The organism is Chthoniobacter flavus Ellin428, from assembly GCF_000173075.1.
Lineage (GTDB): Bacteria > Verrucomicrobiota > Verrucomicrobiia > Chthoniobacterales > Chthoniobacteraceae > Chthoniobacter > Chthoniobacter flavus.
Genome location: NZ_ABVL01000013.1, coordinates 1 through 19,283, shown reverse-complemented (window position 1 = coordinate 19,283; position 19,283 = coordinate 1). Strand labels below are relative to the sequence as shown.

Here is a 19,283-nt window from a genome sequence, read left to right as displayed (position 1 = left end):
TCATGCGCTGTGCGATTACAGGTGCCGCCGGGCATGTCGGCTCTGCGATGGCGCGCTGCTTCCGGGCGCACGGGTGGGACGTGCTGGGCTTTGGCCGCCGCAGCGTGACCTACGCGCAACGCGTGCCCTACCAACTCGGCGACGATCCATGGAGCCTGCCGTGGGGCGAGGTCGATGCTCTCGTGCATTGCGCCTACGATTTCCGTCCGAAAAGCCCAGGGAAAATCCACGAGATCAATGTCGACGGCAGCATCGGCCTTTTACGCGCGGCCCGGGAGGCAGGGGTGAAGCGCGCGGTCTTCATTTCTTCGCTCAGTTCCTTTCCCGGCTGCCGCTCGCTGTACGGACAGGCCAAACTCGAAGTCGAAGCCGCTGCCTTGGAATTGGGTTGGGCGGTCGTGCGTCCCGGCCTGGTCTGGTCGAATACCTCCGGTTCATTGATGCGCTCCCTGGAGCGGGCGGCGAGCGGCCGTTTCATCCCGTTGATCGGTGATGGCTCTTACATTCAGTACCTCGTCTTTGACGAGGACCTCGCGGAACTGGTCTTCGCCCTTTGCCAGTCCGATGCACCGTCGATCTCGCACGCCATTTCCGCCGCGCATCCGGAGAAAATTTCCCTGCGCAGCCTGCTTCAGCGCATGGCGGACAAGCAGGGGAATCGCCCCACTTTCGTGCCGATTCCCTGGCGCCTCATGCACGCCGGCTTGAAAGCTCTGGAGACCCTGGGCTTGCCCGCGCCCTTCCGGAGCGACAGCCTCATCGGCATTGTGTTCCAGAATCCTGCGCCGGAATTTGCCTTGCCGGAACTCCCTCAGGTGACGTTCCGCCCCTTCGCGTGAAGACGTTTCTGTTCAGCATCGACCTCGAGGAATTCTACGCCGAACGCGCCGAGTTCCAGCGCACGCCCCTGCCAGAACTCGTGGAGCGTTATCTCGCCCTGTTGCGCCGCCGGGAGATGAAGGCCACGTTTTTCATCGTCGGCGAGATCGCGCAAAAATTTCCATCGGTCATTCGTGCCCTCGCCGCCGAGGGACACGAACTGGCCTGCCACACCTTCGATCACATCCCGCTCAACGAACGGAATCCGGATACTCTGCGCGACGACCTGCGGCGCAATCTCGATGCGCTCGCCGAGTTCGCGACCACACCGGTCCAGGGTTTTCGTGCGCCGATTCTCTCGCTCGGCGAGAAGCAGCAGTGGGCCTACGAAATCCTCGCCGAACTCGGCTTCACCTATTCGAGCAGCGTGTTGCCGGCGAAGAATCCCTTGCACGGCTGGCCCGGTTTCGGGCTGCAGCCGCGCCGCCTCCACGGCGTGCTCGAGGTGCCGGTCACGCTCAGCCCGTTCTTCGGCCTCGAAGTGCCAGTCGGGGCGGGGACATACTTCCGCTGCCTGCCCTTTGGCTCCATTCAGCGGCGCTTCACCGATCATGCCGAAGCGGACACCGCCATCGTCGGCTACTTTCATCCTTACGACATCGACACCGCGCAGGAGCGGGTGATGTCGCGCGGGGTAGGGGGCAGCCGCCTGCTGAACACGCTGCTCTATTTCAACCGCGGGGGGACCCTCCGCCGGCTCGAATCCATCCTCGACGCCGGATTCCGCATCATGCCATATCGCGAGTTTCTTCCCACGCTTGCCCATGTCTGATCGCCCCAAGATCGCCGTCGTCATTCCCTGCTACCGCGTGCGCGACAAGATCGTGGAGGTCGTCAAGTCGGTGCTCGCCGTCGCGGATTTCGTGGTCGCGGTCGATGATTGCTGCCCGGAAAAGTCCGGCGAATTTCTTCGCCAGGCGCGCGCCGAGCCGAAGCTCACCATTGTCTTCCACGAGCAGAACCAGGGTGTGGGCGGCGCGATGATCACCGGCTTCAAGACCGCTCTCGAACTTGGCGCGGACATCATGGTGAAGATGGACGGCGACGGCCAGATGGAGGCAAAACACCTGCCGCGCCTCATCGCCCCGCTGGTCTCGCGCCAGGCGGATTTCTCCAAGGGCAATCGCTTCTACGATTTGCGGGCCTTGCGGGCCATGCCCTTCGTGCGGCGCTTCGGCAATTTCGGTCTCACGCTCTTGAGCAAGGCGGCGAGTGGTTTCTGGCATTTGTCGGATCCGACCAATGGCTATTTCGCCCTGCGGGCCAATGCGCTGCGAATGCTGAATTTTCACCTCCTCGCCCCGCGCTATTTCTTCGAGATCAGCCTGCTCATTCAGCTCAACGTCATCCGCGCCATCGCCATCGACGTGCCCATCCCAGCGAAGTATGCGGATGAAAATAGTTCGCTGAGTCCGATGCGCGCACTGGTGACGTTCCCCTCGAAGCTCGCCGCCGGTCTCGTGCATCGCATCTGGTGGCGCTACTTCATTTACGACATCAACATCGTCACCGTCTTCCTCATCACCGGCGCGTTCCTGTTTTTCGGCGGCGGCGCCTTCGGTGTCTGGCGCTGGAGCCACAACTGGATGTACGGCCACGAGCAAAGCGCCGGTACCGTTGCATTGGCGATGTTGCCGATGATCCTCGGTTTCCAAATGCTCCTGCAAGCCGTGGTGCTCGACATGATGGACAAGCCCGACGCGCCGATCAGCGATTTGATGGAGACAGGGGAATGAGCCGGCTGTAGCGGCGGTTTGTGACCTGAGCTTTATACACGTCTCGGGCAATTCCGCTTTGGCGAAGGGATAGCGTCTCTCCCCGCGGTGTCATCCTGAGCGGAGCGCTCGCGGGCCAGTGGGGAGCGCGCAGTCGAAGGACCCCGCCGCTCACGTGCGATCCTCGCTGGTTGTTCGGTTGCGTTTACAACGCAGCTCCAGAGGCGGCTCGCTGGTTGTTCGACCGGGTTCTTCGACTCCGCGCCCCGCCGCCTTGCCCCCGGGGCGCTCCGCTCAGAATGACCGCGAGGAGAGAGTCGCAAGACAGCTGCGTTCGGATATCGCAACTTGTGTATAAAGATCAGGTCAGTGACCGTTGGGGAGCGTGGGATAGCGCGTCGCTTGCAGAGTTCCCGGGACGGCGGCGGAGCGCCGTATCTACAGCCACCGCCACCAGCCCCGGCAATAAATTGAGCAGGCCGCCGATCGATACACGCGCCCCGTACGGCGCGTGCGATAGACGAGCGGCTCTCCCGATCCCACAACGCAGGATTCTTCCCCCTATGAAGACCAAGTCCTCTCTGCATCGCGTGGCATTCTTTCCCGCTGCGCTGCTCGCTGCCTTCCTTGCCCTGCTTCCGGCTTCGCCCTCGGCGCTCGGCCAGCTCGAGGTTCAATTTACGCCCAATACCGGCAGCCCGCCGCTCATGGGTGGCAGTGTCTACAATGTCACCGGCTCTCCGAGTGGGACCGAGGCCGTTTCCGCGACGCTCACCGGCGCCGATCCCAAGATCGCGCCGAGCGGCACGGTGACAGTGAGCCTCGTCGGAGGAACGACCGCTGGCGCCAATACGCTCACGCACTCGTGGGCGGATCGCGGGGCGCTGACCGGCGGCGGCGCGGGCTTCACCGAAGGCCCGCTGTATGAATCCTTCGCCGGATACAATCTCACTGCCGGCACTTACGAGTGGCTGACGATCTCGGGATTGCAGCCATCGACGTTATATGTGCTGCAGTTATACGCCTACGATAACAGTTTCAGCGGCAATGTGACCTTTACCGATACCACCACCGGATCGCTGGCCGGCAGCGCCACGGTCAATTTCACCAATCACTACAGCTTTACCACCGACGCTGACGCCGATGCGAAATTCTCCGGTCAAATGTCGGTGCGCTCGGATGCCAGCGGCAATGTGGTGATCAAAGGCACCGGCGTGGATAACGGGCAAGCCATCGCCATTCTCAACGGCTTCCGCCTTTCCGCGCAGCCCTGGGTGCGGATCAAGAATCAATGGACCGGCAAGTATCTTTCCGAGGTCGGTGGCAAGGTGATCTACGAAATGCCGGGTTGGAGCGATCAGACTTCGCAGTGGGCGTTGCTGGCTATCGGCAATGGACAATGCCGGATCCAGAATCGTTACACCGGCCACTACATGAACAACCAGGATCAGCTTGCCTGGGTGGAGTGCGGCCCGGGTGCGCTGGTTTGGGCGAGCGAGAAATGGGTCATCACCGTGGAAAGTAGTTATTTTTACCGTATCGAGAATTTGTGGAAGGGCACGTTCATGAATGTGCAGGATCTGTTGGGTTATGCGGAATGCACCTCCGTGCCGGCAGGGTTCACCAGCAGTTGGTGGAGCTTTGAAACCGTGCACGGCGCGACGGTGCCGTGGATCACTTACGAGGCGGAAAATGGCACGACCAACGGCACAGTGATCGGCCCCGGCGTGACCGAAGGAACCGCGCAAGCCGAGGCGTCGAACCGCCAGGCCGTGATCCTGAACAGCACGGGGCAATACGTGCAGATCACCTCCAAGGCGGCGGCCAATGCCATCGTCGTGCGGCTAAGCATTCCCGATGCGGCGACCGGTGGCGGAATCGATTCGACGCTCAATCTCTACGTCAATGGGACCTTTGCCCAGGCCCTCAATGTGACGTCGCGCTATAGCTGGGTCTACGGCAGTTACATCAATAACACTTGGTCCAACGATCCTACCGCAGGCACGGCGCGCCATCTTTACGATGAAGTCTCCGCGTTGCTCACTAATCCCATTCCGGCGGGCGCGACGGTGAAACTGCAAAAAGACGCCGCGAATACGGCCTCTTATTACACCATCGATTTCATCGAGTTGGAGCAAGCACCCGCGGCGCTGACCGAACCGCCGAATTACATTTCAATCACCGATGCGCCTTACAACGCCGATCCCACTGGTGCCACGGACAGCGCAGCCGCCATCACCCAAGCGTGGACGGCTGCGCGCACCTCGGGCAAGGGCTTATGGATTCCGCCGGGCACGTTCCAGGTCAGCAACGGCTTCTATATCTATAACATCAAGATGAACGGCGCTGGCATGTGGTATTCGAAACTCATCTATCCGAATTCCGCCGCCTGCGGTTTCAATATCGGCACCAACGTGCAGTTCTCCGATTTCGCCCTGATCGGCGCGGCCAACGATCGCGGCAACGGTGGCACCTGTTTCGTGGGAAGTTTCGGCACGAATACCGTGCTGCAAAATCTCTGGGTGGAGCACTTCGGCTTCGGGATGTGGGTGGGTAACGCGACCGTGACGGCCAACGGCGTGGTGCTCAACAATTTGCGGATGCGCGACCTTTACGGTGACGGCATCAATCTCAACACCGGCACGCGGAATTCAACGATCAAGAACACCTGCATCCGCAACAGCGGCGACGACGGGATCGCGCTCTTTTCGGCGCCCTACACCGGCGGATCGCCGGATTTCAACAACACTGTCACCGACTGCACTGTACAGTCGCCGTGGTTCGCCAACGGCATTGCCGTTTACGGCGGCTACAACAACGTGGTCAAAAATTGCGAGGTCTACGACACCGTCACCGACTTCGGTCTCTTCATCGACCAGGGGTTCAATTCCTACCCCTTTGCCCCCACCACGACCGCGCAGAACATCGACCTGTATCGCTGCGGCGGGACGTTTACGTATTGGAGCACGCAAGCTGGGGCGATCGGTGTGGATGCCAATACCGCCAGCTTCAACGCGCCGATCAACCTCTGGGACATCGATGTCTACAATGCCTCTTACTCGGGCATCCAGGTACAATGCGAGAATGGTTACAGCCAGGCAGGCGTGGTCTTCGACGGGATCAACGTCAAGGGCGCGGCGACCTATGGGATCAATATCAAAGCCGGCGCGGCTGGGTCCGGGACGTTTGACGCGGTGACCATTTACTCCGCGATCTCCGGCACGTTCATCAATTCCGCGGGGACAGGTTACACGGTGACCAAAGGCGTGGGGAATAACTGGTAGCGGGCAAAAAAAGAACCCCGAGGCTTCACCAGCGATCATGATGGTTGGTCCTCGGGGTTCTTCGAATGTGCTTGCTGAGCGAGTTCCGCTCAGGACGACAGACGAACTGCCGCTCGCTTACGTCAATTCATACACGCCCGGAATCGCCACGGGCGCCACGGGCAGCTTCGAATCCCACTTGAGGTCTTTCGGGAAGAGATCTTCCTTCGATTCCATGGCCTGCTGCCAGGTTACTTCCTTGCCGCTATAGGCGGCCATGCGGGCCATGATCGCGGTCATCGTCGTCTTGGTGAAACGCTCCGAGGTGTTGATCGGCTTGTTGGCCCGGATCGAGGCATACATCTCGTCGTGCTCGGTCTGGTAACCGTTGTCCTTCACTCCCGACGGCGCCTGGTAGCGCCACGGATTGTCGCTGTGAATGATGACGTGACGCTTGCTCGCGCTCTCGCCTTGATACACGCCCTTCGAGCCGACGACTTCGTCCGTGTTCGCATTGTAGCAGCGGCCGATCTGGCGGCAAAAATGATAGCCCTTCACGCCATTCTCCCAGCGGAATTCCGCGCCGAAGTGATCGTAGATATTGCCGTATTCGCCGCCCGCGGATTCCACATCCGTGGTGGTGCCATCGGCCTTGCCGAGCTGGTATTTGCCCGGCGGGAGCGCGCCCGGACGCGCCTGGCGTCCGCCCACGCAGACCACGCTGGCCGGCGGTTCGTCCTTCATCGTCCAGAGCATCTTGTCGATGCTGTGAATGGCCTGCTCGACGATGTGATCGCCCGAGAGCCAGGTGAAATAGTACCAGCGGCGGATTTGCCACTCGAGGTCCGTCTTGGTGTTCGTGCGATTCCATTTCGGATAGCGATCCACCGAACCCGTGTAGTAGCTGGAATAGATCGTCCTGATGTCGCCGATCGCGCCCTCGTGGAGCTTCTTGTAAGCCTCGCGATTCGCCTGCGTCCAGCGCCAGACGAAGCCGTCGACCAGCGCGAGATTCTTCTCCTTCGCCTTCTTCGCGCTCTCGATCACCGAGCGCAGGCCCGGACCGTCCACGGCCATCGGCTTCTCGGCGAAGACGTGCTTGCCCGCCTCGATCGCGGCCTTGATGTGCATGGGGCGAAACGCCGGCGTGGTGGTGAGAAGGACCACGTCCACACCACTATCGATGACCTTCTGGTAGGCGTCGAGGCCGACGAACTTGCGCTCTCGGCGACGTTGAATTTTTCCGGCTTGTCCTTGAGCAACGTCTTGAGCGACTCGAGCGATTTGTCGATCGGATCGCGGAAGGCATCGCCCATGGCCCACAGTTCGACATTGCTATCCGCCTGCAGCGCTTGCGAGGCCGCGCCGGTGCCGCGACCGCCGCAGCCGATAAAGCCGATCTTCAGTTTGCGCGAGGGATCGGGCGCACCCATGCTGGTGTGCACGCCGGCCGCAGCCATGGCCGCAGCGGCGGTGGAGACCTTGAGAAAGTCGCGACGAGTAGGGAGAATAAGACTCATGGATTCAGGGAGGTGGTTGGGATGATGGGGAAATAAAAGCCCGTCGGGCGGGCACACTGAATAAGCCGCCGCGCGCATGCTTCTTTGATTGGTTTTGCAGCGAGTTGGTTAAAAAGCACGCTCTTTTTGTGATTCCCGATAGATACGTATTGAAGATTCCACTGCATCATATGTGATGGTTTCACATCATCCCATCGGCATGACGGCAACCCGGCTCCGAGTGGATGTCAGCAAATTGCCGCATAAAGAAAGTTTCTCCAAAGGGAACGCTCTGTAGGCAGTTCCACCCTGTGTTAACTCCCCATGACTCCTAGACGTTTCTTCGCCCTCCTCGTCCTTACCCTCGTCTCGCTCGTGCCCGCTCGCGCGGCGGACCTGGCACCCGCCCCCAAAGCGCCGCACATTTTCTTCCTCATCGGCGAGCCGGAATACAATACCAAGACCACCGTCCCCGCCTTCGCCAAGGCGGAACTCGAGCCGCGCGGCGTGGAGTGCACGTTCTCCGTCCTGCCGGACGACACGAGCAACGACTTCCCAAATATCGAGGCGCTGAAGGATGCGGATCTGCTCTTCATCAGCGTGCGCCGGCACACGCCTTCGCAGGCGGTGATGGCGGCGATTCGTGCGCACATTGCGGCGGGCAAACCGGTGGTCGGCATTCGCACGGCCAGCCACGCCTTTGCCCTGCGCGACAAGAACGCCAAGCCGCCCGCGGGCTATGCCGATTGGCCGGAATTCGATCACGAGATTCTCGGCGGCAATTACAACAACCACTACGCGCACAACCTGGAGACGTGGGCCAAAATCGTTCCTGCGCAGACCCAGCATCCGGTGCTCGCCGGCATCGGTCCGGATGAATTCAAGATCACCTCGCATCTTTACAAGAATCCCGACCTGCCCGCGTGGGTCACGCCGCTCATGACCGCGCGCATCGCGATCGACGGCAAATCCGAGACCCAGCCCATCGCGTGGGTGAACACCAAGGACAACCGCCGCGTCTTCTACACCTCGCTCGGCGCGCCGGAGGACTTCGAGCTCCCGCAATTCCGCAAGCTGCTGCTCAACGGCGTCTTCTGGGCGCTGGGCCGTGCGGTGCCGGTGCCGGGTGTGACCCAGAAGCTGCGCCCGGGTCAGACGAACGCCGCGGCGTCCACGCCGAGTGAGGCGATGCAGACATTCAAGGTGGCCGACGATTTCGTGCTCGAGCAACTCATGACTGAGCCGAATGTGGTGAAGCCGCTCTTCATCAATTTCGACGAACGTGGCCGTATGTGGGTCGTCGAGTATCGCCAGTATCCCGAGCCCGCCGGTCTCAAGGTGCTGAGCCACGATACCTATTGGCGCGCGCAGTACGACAAGGTGCCGCCGCCTCCGCCGCACCAGATTCCCGGCCACGATCGCATCACCATTCACGAGAGCACGAAGGGCGACGGCGTTTACGACAAGCACACCGTCTTCCTTGATGGTCTCAATATCTGCACCTCGGTCGAGCGCGGCCGCGGCGGTGTGTGGGTGCTGAATCCGCCGTATCTGCTTTTCTATCCCGTGAAGCCGGGTGAGGACAAACCGTCGGGGGATCCCGTGGTGCACCTCGCGGGCTTCGGCATCGAGGACACGCACTCGGTGGCGAACAGCTTGCGCTGGGGTCCGGACGGCTGGCTCTACGGGGCGCACGGCAGCACGGTCACGGCCAAGATCATCCGCCCGGGTATCGACAAGGAACCGATCGCCGAGATCGAAGGACAGGACATCTGGCGTTACCAGCCGGAGACCCGCAAGTTCGAGGTCTTCTGCGAGGGCGGCGGCAATACCTTCGGCGTGGAGATGGATTCGAAGGGCCGCATCTTTTCCGGCCACAATGGCGGAGACACGCGCGGCTTCCACTACATGCAAGGTGCGTATCTCAAGAAGGGCTTCGACAAGCACGGCCCGCTCTCGAATCCCTACACCTTCGGCTATTTTGACATGATGCAGCACGAGAAGGTGCAGCGCTTCTCGCATACCTTCCTCATCTACGAGGGCGGGGCGTTCAGCGCGGCGCACGCCGGGCATTTGTTTGGGCCGGAGCCCTTGCAAAATCAGGTGGTGGAGACCGAGATCACGCCGCTGGGTTCGACTTTCAAGACGCACGATCTGCAGCGGCCGGTTACCAGCTCGGATCCGTGGTTCCGTCCGGTGGATATCAAGGCCGGTCCGGACGGCGCCATCTATCTCTGCGACTGGTACGTGCCGCAGCTCGCGCACAATCGCACCTACTCGGATCTCCAGCAGGGCGGCCTCGACCTCGCTCGCGGGCGCATCTATCGCCTGCGCGAAAAGGATGCAAAGCCGGCCCCGCCGGTCGATTACGGCGCGCACAGCATCACCCAGCTCGTGGACGACTTGCACAGCCCGAACAAGTGGGTGCGCCAGACGGTGCAGCGGTTGATTGCCGATCGTCACGACGCCTCGATCGTGCCCGACCTGAAGAAGCAACTCGACACAAGTGACGGCCAATATGCGCTTGAATTGCTTTGGGCCTTGCACGGCAGTGGCGGCCTCGATGCACCGGCCGCAGTGCATCTGCTCGATCACAAGGACCCCTTCGTGCGGCTGTGGACGGCGCGGTTGCTCGGCGATGAAAACACCGTGACTCCGGAGGTCGCGCAGAAGCTCGCCGAGGTGGCGGAACATGAGCCGAATGTCGAGGCGCGCGCGCAATTCGCCTGCACGGCGAAACGTCTCCCGGCGAAGCAGGATTTGCCGATCGTGCGCGCCTTGCTCAATCACGATGAAGACGCGGCCGATCCGCGTGAACCGCTGTTGCTCTGGTGGGCCATCGAGGCGAAGGCGGCGAAGGATCGTGATGCGGTGCTCGCCATGTTCCATGACTCGCCGCTGTGGGATCGCGCGATCGTCAAGCAGGACATCCTCTCGCGCCTCATGCGCCGCTATGCGCAGACCGGTTCGCGCAAGGACCTGGTGACCTGCGCGAGCATCTTCGATATGTCGCCCACGGCGGAGCATTCGAAAATTCTCATGACCGGCTTCGAAGAGGCGTTCAAGGGGCGCCCGCTCTCCGGGTTGCCGGATCAATTGGTCATCGCGATGCAGCGGCATCATGTCGGCTCCGTGGCGCTGTCGTTGCGCCAGGGCGACGCCGGGGCGGTGGAGCAGGCGTTCAAGACCATCGCCGATGAAAAGGCGAAGGCGCAGACGCGGTTGGAGTACATTACCATCCTGGGCGAAGTCAAAGCGGCTGGCAGCGTGCCGGTGCTGCTCGGGGTGATCGAAAAGTCGAAGGACGAATCGCTGCGCAAAGCGGCGCTCGGCGCGCTCTCGCCCTACGATGACGCGGAGATTCCCAAACGCGTCGTGACGGATTTTCCGAAGCTGGGCAAGGCCTCGCAATCCGCGGCGCTGAGCCTGCTTTCCCGCCGGGCCAATTACGCAGCACAGCTCGTCAGTGCCGTGGAAAGTGGCGGTATCCCGCACGCCGAAGTGCCGTTGGAAGTGGTGCGCAAGATCAAGCTCTTCACGTCCGATGATCTGCCGGCTCGCACGGAAAAGATCTGGGGTTTGGCCGGTCGCTCCACGACCGCCGAGATGACGCAGAAGATCAAGCGCCTCGGCGTGATGCTGCGCGATGGCGGCACGGGCGATCCTTACAAGGGTTACACCGTCTTCATGGGGACCTGCGGCGCCTGCCATACCTTGCACAATCAAGGCGGACAGGTCGGCCCCGATCTCACCAAGTTCAAGCGCGACGACCTCGACACGCTATTGCTCAACATCGTCAATCCCAGCGCGGAAATTCGTGAAGGATACGAGAACTTTCTCGTCACCACGAAGGATGGCCGGATCATCAACGGCTTCCTCGCCGAACAGGATCCGCAAGTCGTCGTCCTGCGCGGGCTCGATGGCCAGAACGTGTCACTGCCCCGCACCCAGATTGCCGAGATGAAGAATGCCGGCGTATCGCTGATGCCCGAAGGCCTGCTCGACGCATTCAGCGATCAGCAAGTGCGCGACCTCTTCACCTACCTGCGCACGAGCCAACCGCTGCCGATGAAAGCCGGCGGCGGCGCGCCGTAGGCCCTGGGGAGGACGCCTCCGATTTTTGAAGGCCGTTGGATCGGGCGCCGGTGGAGAGCAAAATCATTCGAACTGATGCAATCGGATTGCAGCGCTCTTCGTTGTCCTTGTGTGCGGTGATGTCTCACCCGCGAACTCCACATCAACAACCAGCATACCTATGATTGCCAAAACTTCGAAGCTCACCCGCATGGCGCTCTCCGCAGCCGCCGTGCTCTGCCTCGGCGCCACCGCCATGGCCGGCCCCGATCCCATGTATATCATGCTCAACGGCAAGATGATGAAAGTCACGCCCATGACCAGGGACGTGACGATGAAGAACGGTTGCAAAGTGTGTTGCGTCGGTACCTACACCGACGCCAAGGGTAAGACCGTCTACCTGAAAAGCGGCGATATGGTTTCGACCGAGGGCATGCTGATGAAGCCCTATGCCAGGTCCTTGCACGGTGGTGGGCAATAACCAAGGCCGGGGACTTGGTCGTCAACCGGGTTCCCGGCGGTAAGACCCGGCCTAATGGAAGTACTGCTCGTGAATGAGCTGATACTCCCCAAGCTTCTTCACCGAGTATTTCTTGCCCTTCGCGATCCAGCCGCGCTCCATCATGTAGGTATTCAATTCGCCGGCGATCATGCGTGAAGTGCGTGCCGCATCGTCGGTCACGCCCATCATGGATTGCGTGGTCATGCTCATCGCCGCGCTGCCGGGACCGGAGCTTTCGAGCAAGCCGGGCATGGCGTTGCTGCCGCCGGTCGTTTCGAAAGTCAGGAACGGTTTGCCATTGCCGGCAAGATCGATGACCGAGACCCGCGTCTCCATCTTGGAGCCACCGGCGCCCAGACCGACGAGGGCCCGCAATTCGCGATTGCCGGTGTTCACGCGTAGGAATTCGCCCGTGATCAGCCAACCCTGGCGCGGCAGTCGATGCGCATCGGCCGCACGTTCGGCCGGGACGACGTGTTCGTTGACGCACTTCGTGACGTAATTGGCCAGCGTCTCCGCGGTCTTGTGTTTGAACGACTCGGGGTCTTTGGCTTCTGTGCCGGCGATCTTATAGGCGCCCTTCGTCGTGTCGAAAGCAGCCACATAAATCTTCGCGGGCTTCTGGACCGGCTTGCTGGCCTCTCGATGCTCGCCCTTCACACTGACCGAAGCGCACGAGGAAAGAAGCAGGAGGGCGATGGGAACCAGACCGACAGCGATGTTTTTCATAGCTACACTTTATAACGCTTATATAGCGCCCAGTGGCCGTGGCAATCTATTGCGATGGGCAGGGCGATTCCACCAAATAGGACCGATAGGAGGCATAGGACGAATAGGAGGGATAGGATCCCATACCTCCTATTCCTCCCATCAAGCCAGCCGTTCGCTGGTCTCCGCCTTCAGCAAATCGTCGATGTTCTCGCGGCGCGAGATGATCTCCACGCTGCCGTCGTCCTCCAGCCAGAGCTGCGGGGCGCGGCCGATGGAGTTGTAGTTGCTCGACATGGCGTAACCGTAGGCGCCGGCATCGCGCAGGGTGAGCAGGTCGCCCGCGGCGGGACGGGGCAGAAGGCGCGGGGCGAGCAATTCGCGATCGTCACGGGTGAAGATATCGCCGCTCTCGCAGAGCGGGCCGGCGACCACAATGGGCTCGCGCGGGACATTCGGGTCTTCGTCGTCCTTGCCCACGATATCGATGGCGTGATAGCTGCCGTACATCGCCGGGCGAACGAGATCGACGAAGCCGGCATCGACCATGGCGAAGGTCGCGCCGCTGCCTTTTTCGTTGCTGCGAGTCTGCTTCACATCGGTCACTCTAGTAACCAGCGTGCACCCCGGCGCGACATAGTAGCGGCCCGGTTCGATTTCCAATCGCAGGTCCCGACGCGCCTTGGAGACGAGTCGCTGGTGGCACGAAGCGAAGAGTTCGTGCAGCGGTTCGATCGGCACTTGGGCGCCGTGGTCGCGGTAGTTGTGCGGAATGCCACCGCCGAGACTGATGGTGTTGACCTTGGTAAACTTCTCCAGCAGCGTGACGAATTCCGCGGCGAGGCGGGTGAGGTTGTCGTGCAGTTCCTGAAATTGCGGACCGCTGCCGATGTGGGCGTGCAGCATGGTGATCTCCAGACCCGCCTTGTCGGCCATTTCCTTGGTGGCGAACAAATCCTCGAGCCAGATGCCGTGCTTCGAGCTCGGACCGCCGGTATCGCAGGCATTCACGTGGCCGTGGCCGAAGCCGGGATTCACGCGCACCGAGATCGGGCCGCTGTAGCCGGCCTTCTTCAGGTCGGCGATTTGTCCGGGCGAACCGATGTTCGGCAGGATGCCGTTTTCGAGCACGACCGGCAGCGCGTTGTCGCGGAAGACATCGCAGGTCAGGCAGATGACTGGCGGCTGATGTCCAGTCGGATGTCCGGCCCGGAGCGCGCGGAGCACTTCGTTGCCGGAGACGGCATCGATCCAGATGTTCGCCGCCTTCATCTCCTTGAGCACCTTGGTCGCCGGGCAGGCTTTCATCGCAAACCGCGCCTGCACGCCCTCCGTATCGGTCAGGAATTGGATGTCGGCGATCCGCTGGCGGATGACACGGGCGTCATAAAGCCAGAAGGGCGTGCCGACTTTTTCGGCGAGCGAGCGGAGCAGGGCGGGCGGGTGATTCATGGAAAAGGGGGCGAAGCATGCGATGAACCCGGGCGAGGGTGCAAGCCGGGGATTGGAGGGAGAATGCCGAATGCGGAATGACGAATGATTCCGCTACGCGGGAACGAATGACGAAGTTGCTGCAATCCGCAATTGGCAATCGGCAATTGGCAATCGAGAATGTCTTTTCCATGAATTCCGCCCGTATTGAAATCGATCTTGGCCCGCGCAGTTACCCGATCGCGATCGGGAACAATTTGCTGCCCGTGCTCGGGAAGATCTTGCGGTCCCATGGGATGCGGCAGGCGGATGCGTTCATCATTACCAATCCGCAGGTCGGCGGGTTGTATTTTGACCGGGTGCGAGCGGCGCTGGAGGCGGCGGAGTTTCGTCGCGTGGTGCGGCACGATATTCCGGCGAGCGAAGAGGGGAAGAATTGGGATGAATTCTCGTCGACATGTGCGGCCTTGCTGAAGGCGTTTCCGGATACGGGATCGGTTCCGCTGGTGATCTTGCTCGGCGGCGGGGTCGTCGGAGATCTCGGTGGATTTGCCGCGGGAGTTTTTCGTCGTGGCGTGCCGTTCGTGCAGATGCCCACGACACTGCTCGCCGCCGTGGACTCGAGTGTCGGCGGCAAGGTCGCGGTGAATTTCGGCGGTGTGAAAAATATCATGGGCATCTTCAACCAGCCGCGGTTGGTGGTCTGCGATCTCGATCTGTTGAGCACGCTCGATCCTCGCGAAGTGCGGAGTGGGACGAGCGAAATCATCAAGTACGGTGGCGTGTGCTCGGCGTCGCTTTTCGAGCAATTGGAGCGCGGCGATCTGGAGAAGCTGCTGGCTTTGGACCCGACGGTGCTCACGGATATCGTCGCGCAATGCGTCGCCTTGAAAGCGCGCGTGGTGGAGCAGGACGAGTTCGATAAGAAGGGCATCCGCAATGTGCTCAACTTTGGCCATACCATCGGGCATGGACTGGAGTTGAGCGCCGACTACGCGCTGACCCACGGTGAGGCCATCGCCATTGGCATGATCGCCGCGACGCGGTTGGCGGTGAAGTTGGGGGTGTGCCCACAGTCCTTCCTCGATCGTTTGCAGAAGCTCATCGAGCGCGCAGGGTTGCCGATTTCCTTTGCCGATCAACCGGGGCTGTTCGACCGCGTCGTGCGGGCGATGCAGATGGACAAGAAATTCCGCGACGGAAAGAACGTCTTCGTTTTACCGACCACCGTCGGCGCATGGCAACAGGTGGAGAACGTCGATTGGGCGCTGGTCCATGAGGTCGTGCGGTCGGTGCTGCATTGACGTCGGGAGAATTTTAAAACGCAGAGACGCGGAGGCGCAGAGGTCGCAGAGAGGAAGCTTTCGTAGTGCCCTCGATTTGGGTGCCCGGCCTCTTCTGCCTCTTCGGTGCTAACTTGGAAAAGGTACGCAGCCTGCGCAGATTTTTTGACCCCGAATGGACGCCAATGAACACGAATAGAGGAGGGAAATGAATGCGTTTCCGATTCGCGTCCATTAGCGTCCATTAGCGGTTTTTACTCCACCAGTCCCTCTTACACTTCTTCTCTGCGTCTCTGCGGCCTCTGCGTTTAAAAAATCTTTGGTTGCGGCTCTGCGCTTTTCCTAATGGTGGAACTGCTTCCAAAAGGTGACCGCGGACATGGCGAAGCCGATGCCGGTGATCAACCGGCGCACGGCGATCTGCGGCAGGCGTTGGGAGTAGTGCGCGCCGAGCCAGTAGCCGGCCAGCGCGCCAACCGTCATGATGCCCATCTTCTGCCAGTCGATGAGTCCGCTGCAGGTGAAGACCACGGCGGCCACGAGGTTGATCAGCGAGCCGAGGACGTTCTTGAGGGCGTTCATCTCGTGGATATTCGAGAGGCCGAGGAAGCCGAGCGAAGCCAGCATGAGGATGCCGATGCCCGCGCCGAAGTAGCCGCCATAAACAGCCACCGCGAACTGGAAGACGATCGCCACCCACAAGCCGGTTTGCCCTTTGTGCGGCGTGGCAGCCTCGCGCTTGGCCATCTGGCGAAAGAGGTTCTGCGCGAGAAAGAGCACCGTAGCGAAAAGAATCAGGAACGGAACGAGCCGGGCGAAAAATTTGTCGCTCGTATGGGTGAGCAACCAGCTTCCCAGCCATCCGCCAACGAGGCTTACGGGGACGAAACGGACCAGCCATTTTTTGATCGCCGCGATGTACTGGCGAAAGCCGAAGATGCTGCCCGTCGTGCCGATGACCAGTGCGAGGGTGCTCGTGGCATTGGCGACAATCGGCGGCGTGCCGCAGAGCAGCAGCGTGGGAAAGGTGAGCAAAGTGCCGCCCCCGGCGATGGCATTGATCGCTCCTGCGGCTGTGGCCGAGGCGACAAGGGCGAAAATTTCGTATCCAGACATGAGGTCGCGCACTTTCCAGAATTCGCGCAGGGGCGCAAGCCTCGCGCGAGGTCCGCTGCTAAAGTAATCCGGCCCGTAACACGATCAGGAAGATGGTTGCGTCGGCGACGATGTGAGCGAGCACGGGCAGACCGAGGCCAGCGGTAAAGACCCGGAGCCAGCCGAGCATCAGACCGTAGATGCCCGCCAGCACGGCGCCGAGCGGGCCGGGTGGATACCCGTGCATGTGGCCGTAGCCGAAGAGCGCGGCGGTAACGATCACCGTCATCGGCGTGCTCACCTGCGACTCAATGGCGGTGAAGAGGATGCCGCGAAAGATCAGTTCCTCGAGGAAGGCATTGAGGATCGCGAAGACGATGCCGGCGATGATGATCTCATCGCCGGGCAGCTTTGGTAGAGCGGCAGCGTAAGCGTGCAGATCCGGTCGCGACCAATGCTGGAACAGCAGCAAAGTCACCGAAGACAAAATCGCAATGCCGACGGTGGCGAGCACGGCGGTCGCGTTTACCCGGCCAAATGCCCAGCCGGTAAACGTCGCTCGCAACGGCCGCACCAGCCTCGCGAGGGCAAAGTAGCCGGCGAGGGGCGCGATCCAGATGAGCGGCCAGGTGCGAAAGATCGGCACGAAGGTCGCCGCGATGAGCAGGGCGAAGAAAAGGAAACCGTGGAGCGCTTTCCGATCTGCCGCCGTGCCGCGCTCAGGCATGATGGAACAAGGGCAGCAGCGAATTCACGATCAGGATGAGCGTGATGGACATCACGGCGATGCCTGTTTCCACCACCGTCCAGGTCTTGAGGGTTTGCGGAATGTCCATGCCGAAGTATTCCTTCACCAGCCAGAAGCCGCCGTCGTTGACGTGCGAGAGGACAAGCGAACCGGCGCCCATGGAGAGGACGAGGAGTTCTTTGTTGATGTGTGGGTCGGCTTGAACGAAAGGCAGCATGATGCTGGCAGCGGTTTGGACGGAGACCGTCGCAGATCCGACGGCGACACGCAGCATGCCCGCGATGAGCCAGCCGAGGAGCAGGGGCGACATGTGCAAATGGCCGCCGACATCCGCCAATGCCTTGCCGACGCCTGAATCATTCAGGACTCTACTGAAGCCGCCGCCTGCGGCGATGACCAGCAACACTCCCGCCGCGGGGGCGAGGCAGTCTTCGGAAAAACGCAGAATCTGGTGGGAGTTGAGCCCACAGGCACGCCCGAAACTCCAGAAGGAGAAGAGGACAGCGACGAGCATCGCCACCGTGGGGTCACCGATGAACTCGGCCCATATCCGGAAATCCGCCTGCCACGTGCCGGCGACAGCGCCATTCGCGAACCAAGGCAGTTCAACCGCCGTTTTGACGAGCATGAGCAGAACGGGCAACAGGATGGTGAAAATGCTGATGCCAAAACCAGGCGTGTGCGGAGCGCTCGGCTTGGCGCTTGCGCTTTCACCGAGTCCGGCGAAGCCGACCTTCACGCGAGGTGTGACCCAGCGGGCGAGGAGCGGACCGGTCACGAGCGCCACCGGTGGACCCACGACCAGCAGGGACCAGGCGATCGTTTTGCCTACGTCGGCTCCAAGAATACCAATGGCGGCCAGCGGTCCTGGATGCGGAGGAATGAGCCCGTGGGCCGTCGATAACCCGGCGGCCAGCGGAAGGCCGATCCGCAGAATGGGAGTCTTGGTCTCGCGAGCGAGGGCAAAGGCAATCGGGCCGAGCAGGAGTAACCCAACTTGGAAGAACACCGAAACGCCAATGATGAAGGCCGCCACCATCATTGCGTAGTCGACTCGTTCTGTACCAAAGAAACGAGTGATTCCCGAAGCGACTACGGTGGCGCCACCTGATTCGGCGAGCATCTTGCCCAGCATCGTGCCGAGGCCGATGATCATGGCCAACTGCGCCATCGTGTGGGCGACGCCTTCGCCGAAGGCATCGACCACGTGCTTGGGTTCCATGCCTGCGGCCAGTCCCAGGAGCAGCGAAACGATGGTAATGGAGATGATCGCGTTGAGCTTGAATTTCGCGATGAGCAGGACGAGAGCGACGATCGCGATGGCTGCGACGAGCAGCAGCGCGCTAGCCCAAGTTCGACAGTTACGAAGTTAGTTGGGTTGATTTTGAAGGGCTTACGTTGATTAAAGGCGGTTTTTCTCCACTACATTTTCGATGATTTTCGGACGCGTGGGCAGTTTCAGGCCCAAGTGAGCCAGCAGATCGGCGGCCAGCGGTTCGGGTTTGCTGACTAGGCGCAGCCGGGTTTCGCCGCGGTCACGGACGTTGAACAAGAGGTCCATGGAATGAATGGTGCCGAGTTCCTGCACCACTTGCCGAGCGGTGTCTCCCATGGCCTTGGCTTTGAGCCAGAGTTCCAAGGTGCGCCACATGACCAGCGCCAGGAAGCAGACCAGGATGTGGGCCTGCACCCGATCTTCTTTTTGATGAAAGACTGGGCGCAGTCCCAAGTCGCTCTTGCTGGTCCGAAAGGCGTCTTCGACTTCCGTCAGTTGGATATACCAACGCCAAAGCTTGCCGGGATCTTCTTCGGTGCAGTTGGTGCGCAGCAGATAGGCGCCATGGGCGGCTTGCGCCCATTCGGTTTTGCTCGGGTCTTCGCTGACGCGCAGTCCGACCGCGCGGCCTTTTCCCACGAGCACTTCGACTGCGAAGAGCTTTTCGGCGGCGGTATTGCGCCCAAGCCATTTGCCGATGCGCCGTTCGATCACCCGGGGTGACTTGGGCCGGCTTTTTGCGCAACGCGGCATCGATCTGCGCGAGCTTCTTGCGCAGCCGCTCTTGGTTGCCCGCGCAGCTTGGCCTTT

General features: G+C 61.3%; 14 protein-coding genes and 1 pseudogene. 7 read left to right on the top strand and 8 right to left on the bottom strand.

What is annotated here, in order from left to right:
* Nucleotides 1-2 precede the first annotated feature (2 nt).
* The 4 genes from CFE428DRAFT_RS19615 to CFE428DRAFT_RS34045 all read left to right on the top strand — a co-directional run bounded on the left by CFE428DRAFT_RS19615 (nucleotide 3) and on the right by CFE428DRAFT_RS34045 (nucleotide 5,878).
* Nucleotides 3-839 carry an NAD-dependent epimerase/dehydratase family protein gene (locus CFE428DRAFT_RS19615; protein ID WP_042725388.1) on the top strand — a complete coding sequence of 279 codons (837 nt, stop codon included), beginning with the start codon at nucleotides 3-5 and terminating at the stop codon, nucleotides 837-839.
* The gene (locus tag CFE428DRAFT_RS19610; protein ID WP_006981366.1) at nucleotides 836-1,651 is read left to right on the top strand and encodes a polysaccharide deacetylase family protein; all 816 of its coding nucleotides are present in this window, start codon (nucleotides 836-838) and stop codon (nucleotides 1,649-1,651) included. Before CFE428DRAFT_RS19615 ends, CFE428DRAFT_RS19610 begins: the two co-directional genes overlap by 4 nt.
* Nucleotides 1,644-2,615: a glycosyltransferase family 2 protein gene (locus tag CFE428DRAFT_RS19605; protein ID WP_006981365.1), complete on the top strand. Its 972-nt coding sequence runs from the start codon at nucleotides 1,644-1,646 to the stop codon at nucleotides 2,613-2,615. Before CFE428DRAFT_RS19610 ends, CFE428DRAFT_RS19605 begins: the two co-directional genes overlap by 8 nt.
* A gap of 542 nt (nucleotides 2,616-3,157) precedes the next feature.
* Nucleotides 3,158-5,878, top strand: coding sequence for a hypothetical protein (locus CFE428DRAFT_RS34045; protein WP_006981364.1), 2,721 nt, complete (start codon nucleotides 3,158-3,160; stop codon nucleotides 5,876-5,878).
* Nucleotides 5,879-5,995: 117 nt separating this feature from the next.
* Here the strand turns inward: CFE428DRAFT_RS34045 and CFE428DRAFT_RS19595 are convergent, their stop codons facing one another.
* Both CFE428DRAFT_RS19595 and CFE428DRAFT_RS39935 read right to left on the bottom strand, forming a co-directional pair.
* Nucleotides 5,996-7,024, bottom strand: coding sequence for a Gfo/Idh/MocA family protein (locus tag CFE428DRAFT_RS19595; protein ID WP_237705526.1), 1,029 nt, complete (start codon nucleotides 7,022-7,024; stop codon nucleotides 5,996-5,998).
* Nucleotides 7,025-7,311: 287 nt separating this feature from the next.
* Nucleotides 7,312-7,377: pseudogene (locus tag CFE428DRAFT_RS39935) on the bottom strand (twin-arginine translocation signal domain-containing protein); the annotation flags it as partial.
* Between the two features lie 303 nt (nucleotides 7,378-7,680).
* Between CFE428DRAFT_RS39935 and CFE428DRAFT_RS19590 the strand changes: the two are divergent.
* Together CFE428DRAFT_RS19590 and CFE428DRAFT_RS19585 are read left to right on the top strand one after the other, a co-directional pair.
* Nucleotides 7,681-11,451, top strand: a complete 3,771-nt coding sequence (locus tag CFE428DRAFT_RS19590) for a PVC-type heme-binding CxxCH protein (protein ID WP_006981362.1) — start codon at nucleotides 7,681-7,683, stop codon at nucleotides 11,449-11,451.
* A gap of 160 nt (nucleotides 11,452-11,611) precedes the next feature.
* Nucleotides 11,612-11,911: a DUF6799 domain-containing protein gene (locus tag CFE428DRAFT_RS19585; protein ID WP_006981361.1), complete on the top strand. Its 300-nt coding sequence runs from the start codon at nucleotides 11,612-11,614 to the stop codon at nucleotides 11,909-11,911.
* A gap of 51 nt (nucleotides 11,912-11,962) precedes the next feature.
* Here CFE428DRAFT_RS19585 and CFE428DRAFT_RS19580 read toward each other — a convergent pair whose 3' ends face one another.
* Both CFE428DRAFT_RS19580 and lysA read right to left on the bottom strand, forming a co-directional pair.
* Nucleotides 11,963-12,661 carry a DUF4410 domain-containing protein gene (locus tag CFE428DRAFT_RS19580; RefSeq protein WP_006981360.1) on the bottom strand — a complete coding sequence of 233 codons (699 nt, stop codon included), beginning with the start codon at nucleotides 12,659-12,661 and terminating at the stop codon, nucleotides 11,963-11,965.
* 141 nt (nucleotides 12,662-12,802) lie between these two features.
* A complete protein-coding gene (gene lysA / locus CFE428DRAFT_RS19575; RefSeq protein ID WP_006981359.1) occupies nucleotides 12,803-14,092 on the bottom strand; it encodes a diaminopimelate decarboxylase in 1,290 nt (429 codons plus the stop codon).
* Nucleotides 14,093-14,262: 170 nt separating this feature from the next.
* On the opposite strand from lysA, the gene aroB reads away from it, so the two are divergent.
* Nucleotides 14,263-15,375: a 3-dehydroquinate synthase gene (gene aroB, locus CFE428DRAFT_RS19570; RefSeq protein WP_042725414.1), complete on the top strand. Its 1,113-nt coding sequence runs from the start codon at nucleotides 14,263-14,265 to the stop codon at nucleotides 15,373-15,375.
* Nucleotides 15,376-15,696: 321 nt separating this feature from the next.
* Here the strand turns inward: aroB and CFE428DRAFT_RS19565 are convergent, their stop codons facing one another.
* The 4 genes from CFE428DRAFT_RS19565 to CFE428DRAFT_RS19550 all read right to left on the bottom strand — a co-directional run bounded on the left by CFE428DRAFT_RS19565 (nucleotide 15,697) and on the right by CFE428DRAFT_RS19550 (nucleotide 19,187).
* Nucleotides 15,697-16,470, bottom strand: a complete 774-nt coding sequence (locus CFE428DRAFT_RS19565; RefSeq protein ID WP_006981357.1) for a sulfite exporter TauE/SafE family protein — start codon at nucleotides 16,468-16,470, stop codon at nucleotides 15,697-15,699.
* A 58-nt stretch (nucleotides 16,471-16,528) separates the two neighbouring features.
* On the bottom strand, nucleotides 16,529-17,176 hold the full coding sequence (locus tag CFE428DRAFT_RS19560) for a CPBP family intramembrane glutamic endopeptidase (protein ID WP_006981356.1): 648 nt from the start codon (nucleotides 17,174-17,176) through the stop codon (nucleotides 16,529-16,531).
* The gene (locus CFE428DRAFT_RS19555; protein ID WP_083805248.1) at nucleotides 17,169-18,533 is read right to left on the bottom strand and encodes a GntT/GntP/DsdX family permease; all 1,365 of its coding nucleotides are present in this window, start codon (nucleotides 18,531-18,533) and stop codon (nucleotides 17,169-17,171) included. The genes CFE428DRAFT_RS19560 and CFE428DRAFT_RS19555 overlap by 8 nt, the downstream gene beginning before the upstream one ends.
* A gap of 66 nt (nucleotides 18,534-18,599) precedes the next feature.
* On the bottom strand, nucleotides 18,600-19,187 hold the full coding sequence (locus tag CFE428DRAFT_RS19550) for an IS1634 family transposase (RefSeq protein ID WP_042725386.1): 588 nt from the start codon (nucleotides 19,185-19,187) through the stop codon (nucleotides 18,600-18,602).
* Between the last annotated feature and the right edge of the window lie 96 nt (nucleotides 19,188-19,283).

What these genes read in the sequence shown, in the direction of transcription:
- CFE428DRAFT_RS19615 (WP_042725388.1), top strand. Translation starts at nt 3, where the DNA reads ATGCGCTGTGCGATTACAGGTGCCGCCGGGCATGTCGGCTCTGCGATG.
- CFE428DRAFT_RS19605 (WP_006981365.1), top strand. Translation starts at nt 1,644, where the DNA reads ATGTCTGATCGCCCCAAGATCGCCGTCGTCATTCCCTGCTACCGCGTG.
- CFE428DRAFT_RS34045 (WP_006981364.1), top strand. Translation starts at nt 3,158, where the DNA reads ATGAAGACCAAGTCCTCTCTGCATCGCGTGGCATTCTTTCCCGCTGCG.
- CFE428DRAFT_RS19590 (WP_006981362.1), top strand. Translation starts at nt 7,681, where the DNA reads ATGACTCCTAGACGTTTCTTCGCCCTCCTCGTCCTTACCCTCGTCTCG.
- CFE428DRAFT_RS19585 (WP_006981361.1), top strand. Translation starts at nt 11,612, where the DNA reads ATGATTGCCAAAACTTCGAAGCTCACCCGCATGGCGCTCTCCGCAGCC.
- CFE428DRAFT_RS19580 (WP_006981360.1), bottom strand. Translation starts at nt 12,661, where the DNA reads ATGAAAAACATCGCTGTCGGTCTGGTTCCCATCGCCCTCCTGCTTCTT.
- lysA (WP_006981359.1), bottom strand. Translation starts at nt 14,092, where the DNA reads ATGAATCACCCGCCCGCCCTGCTCCGCTCGCTCGCCGAAAAAGTCGGC.
- aroB (WP_042725414.1), top strand. Translation starts at nt 14,263, where the DNA reads ATGAATTCCGCCCGTATTGAAATCGATCTTGGCCCGCGCAGTTACCCG.
- CFE428DRAFT_RS19565 (WP_006981357.1), bottom strand. Translation starts at nt 16,470, where the DNA reads ATGTCTGGATACGAAATTTTCGCCCTTGTCGCCTCGGCCACAGCCGCA.
- CFE428DRAFT_RS19560 (WP_006981356.1), bottom strand. Translation starts at nt 17,176, where the DNA reads ATGCCTGAGCGCGGCACGGCGGCAGATCGGAAAGCGCTCCACGGTTTC.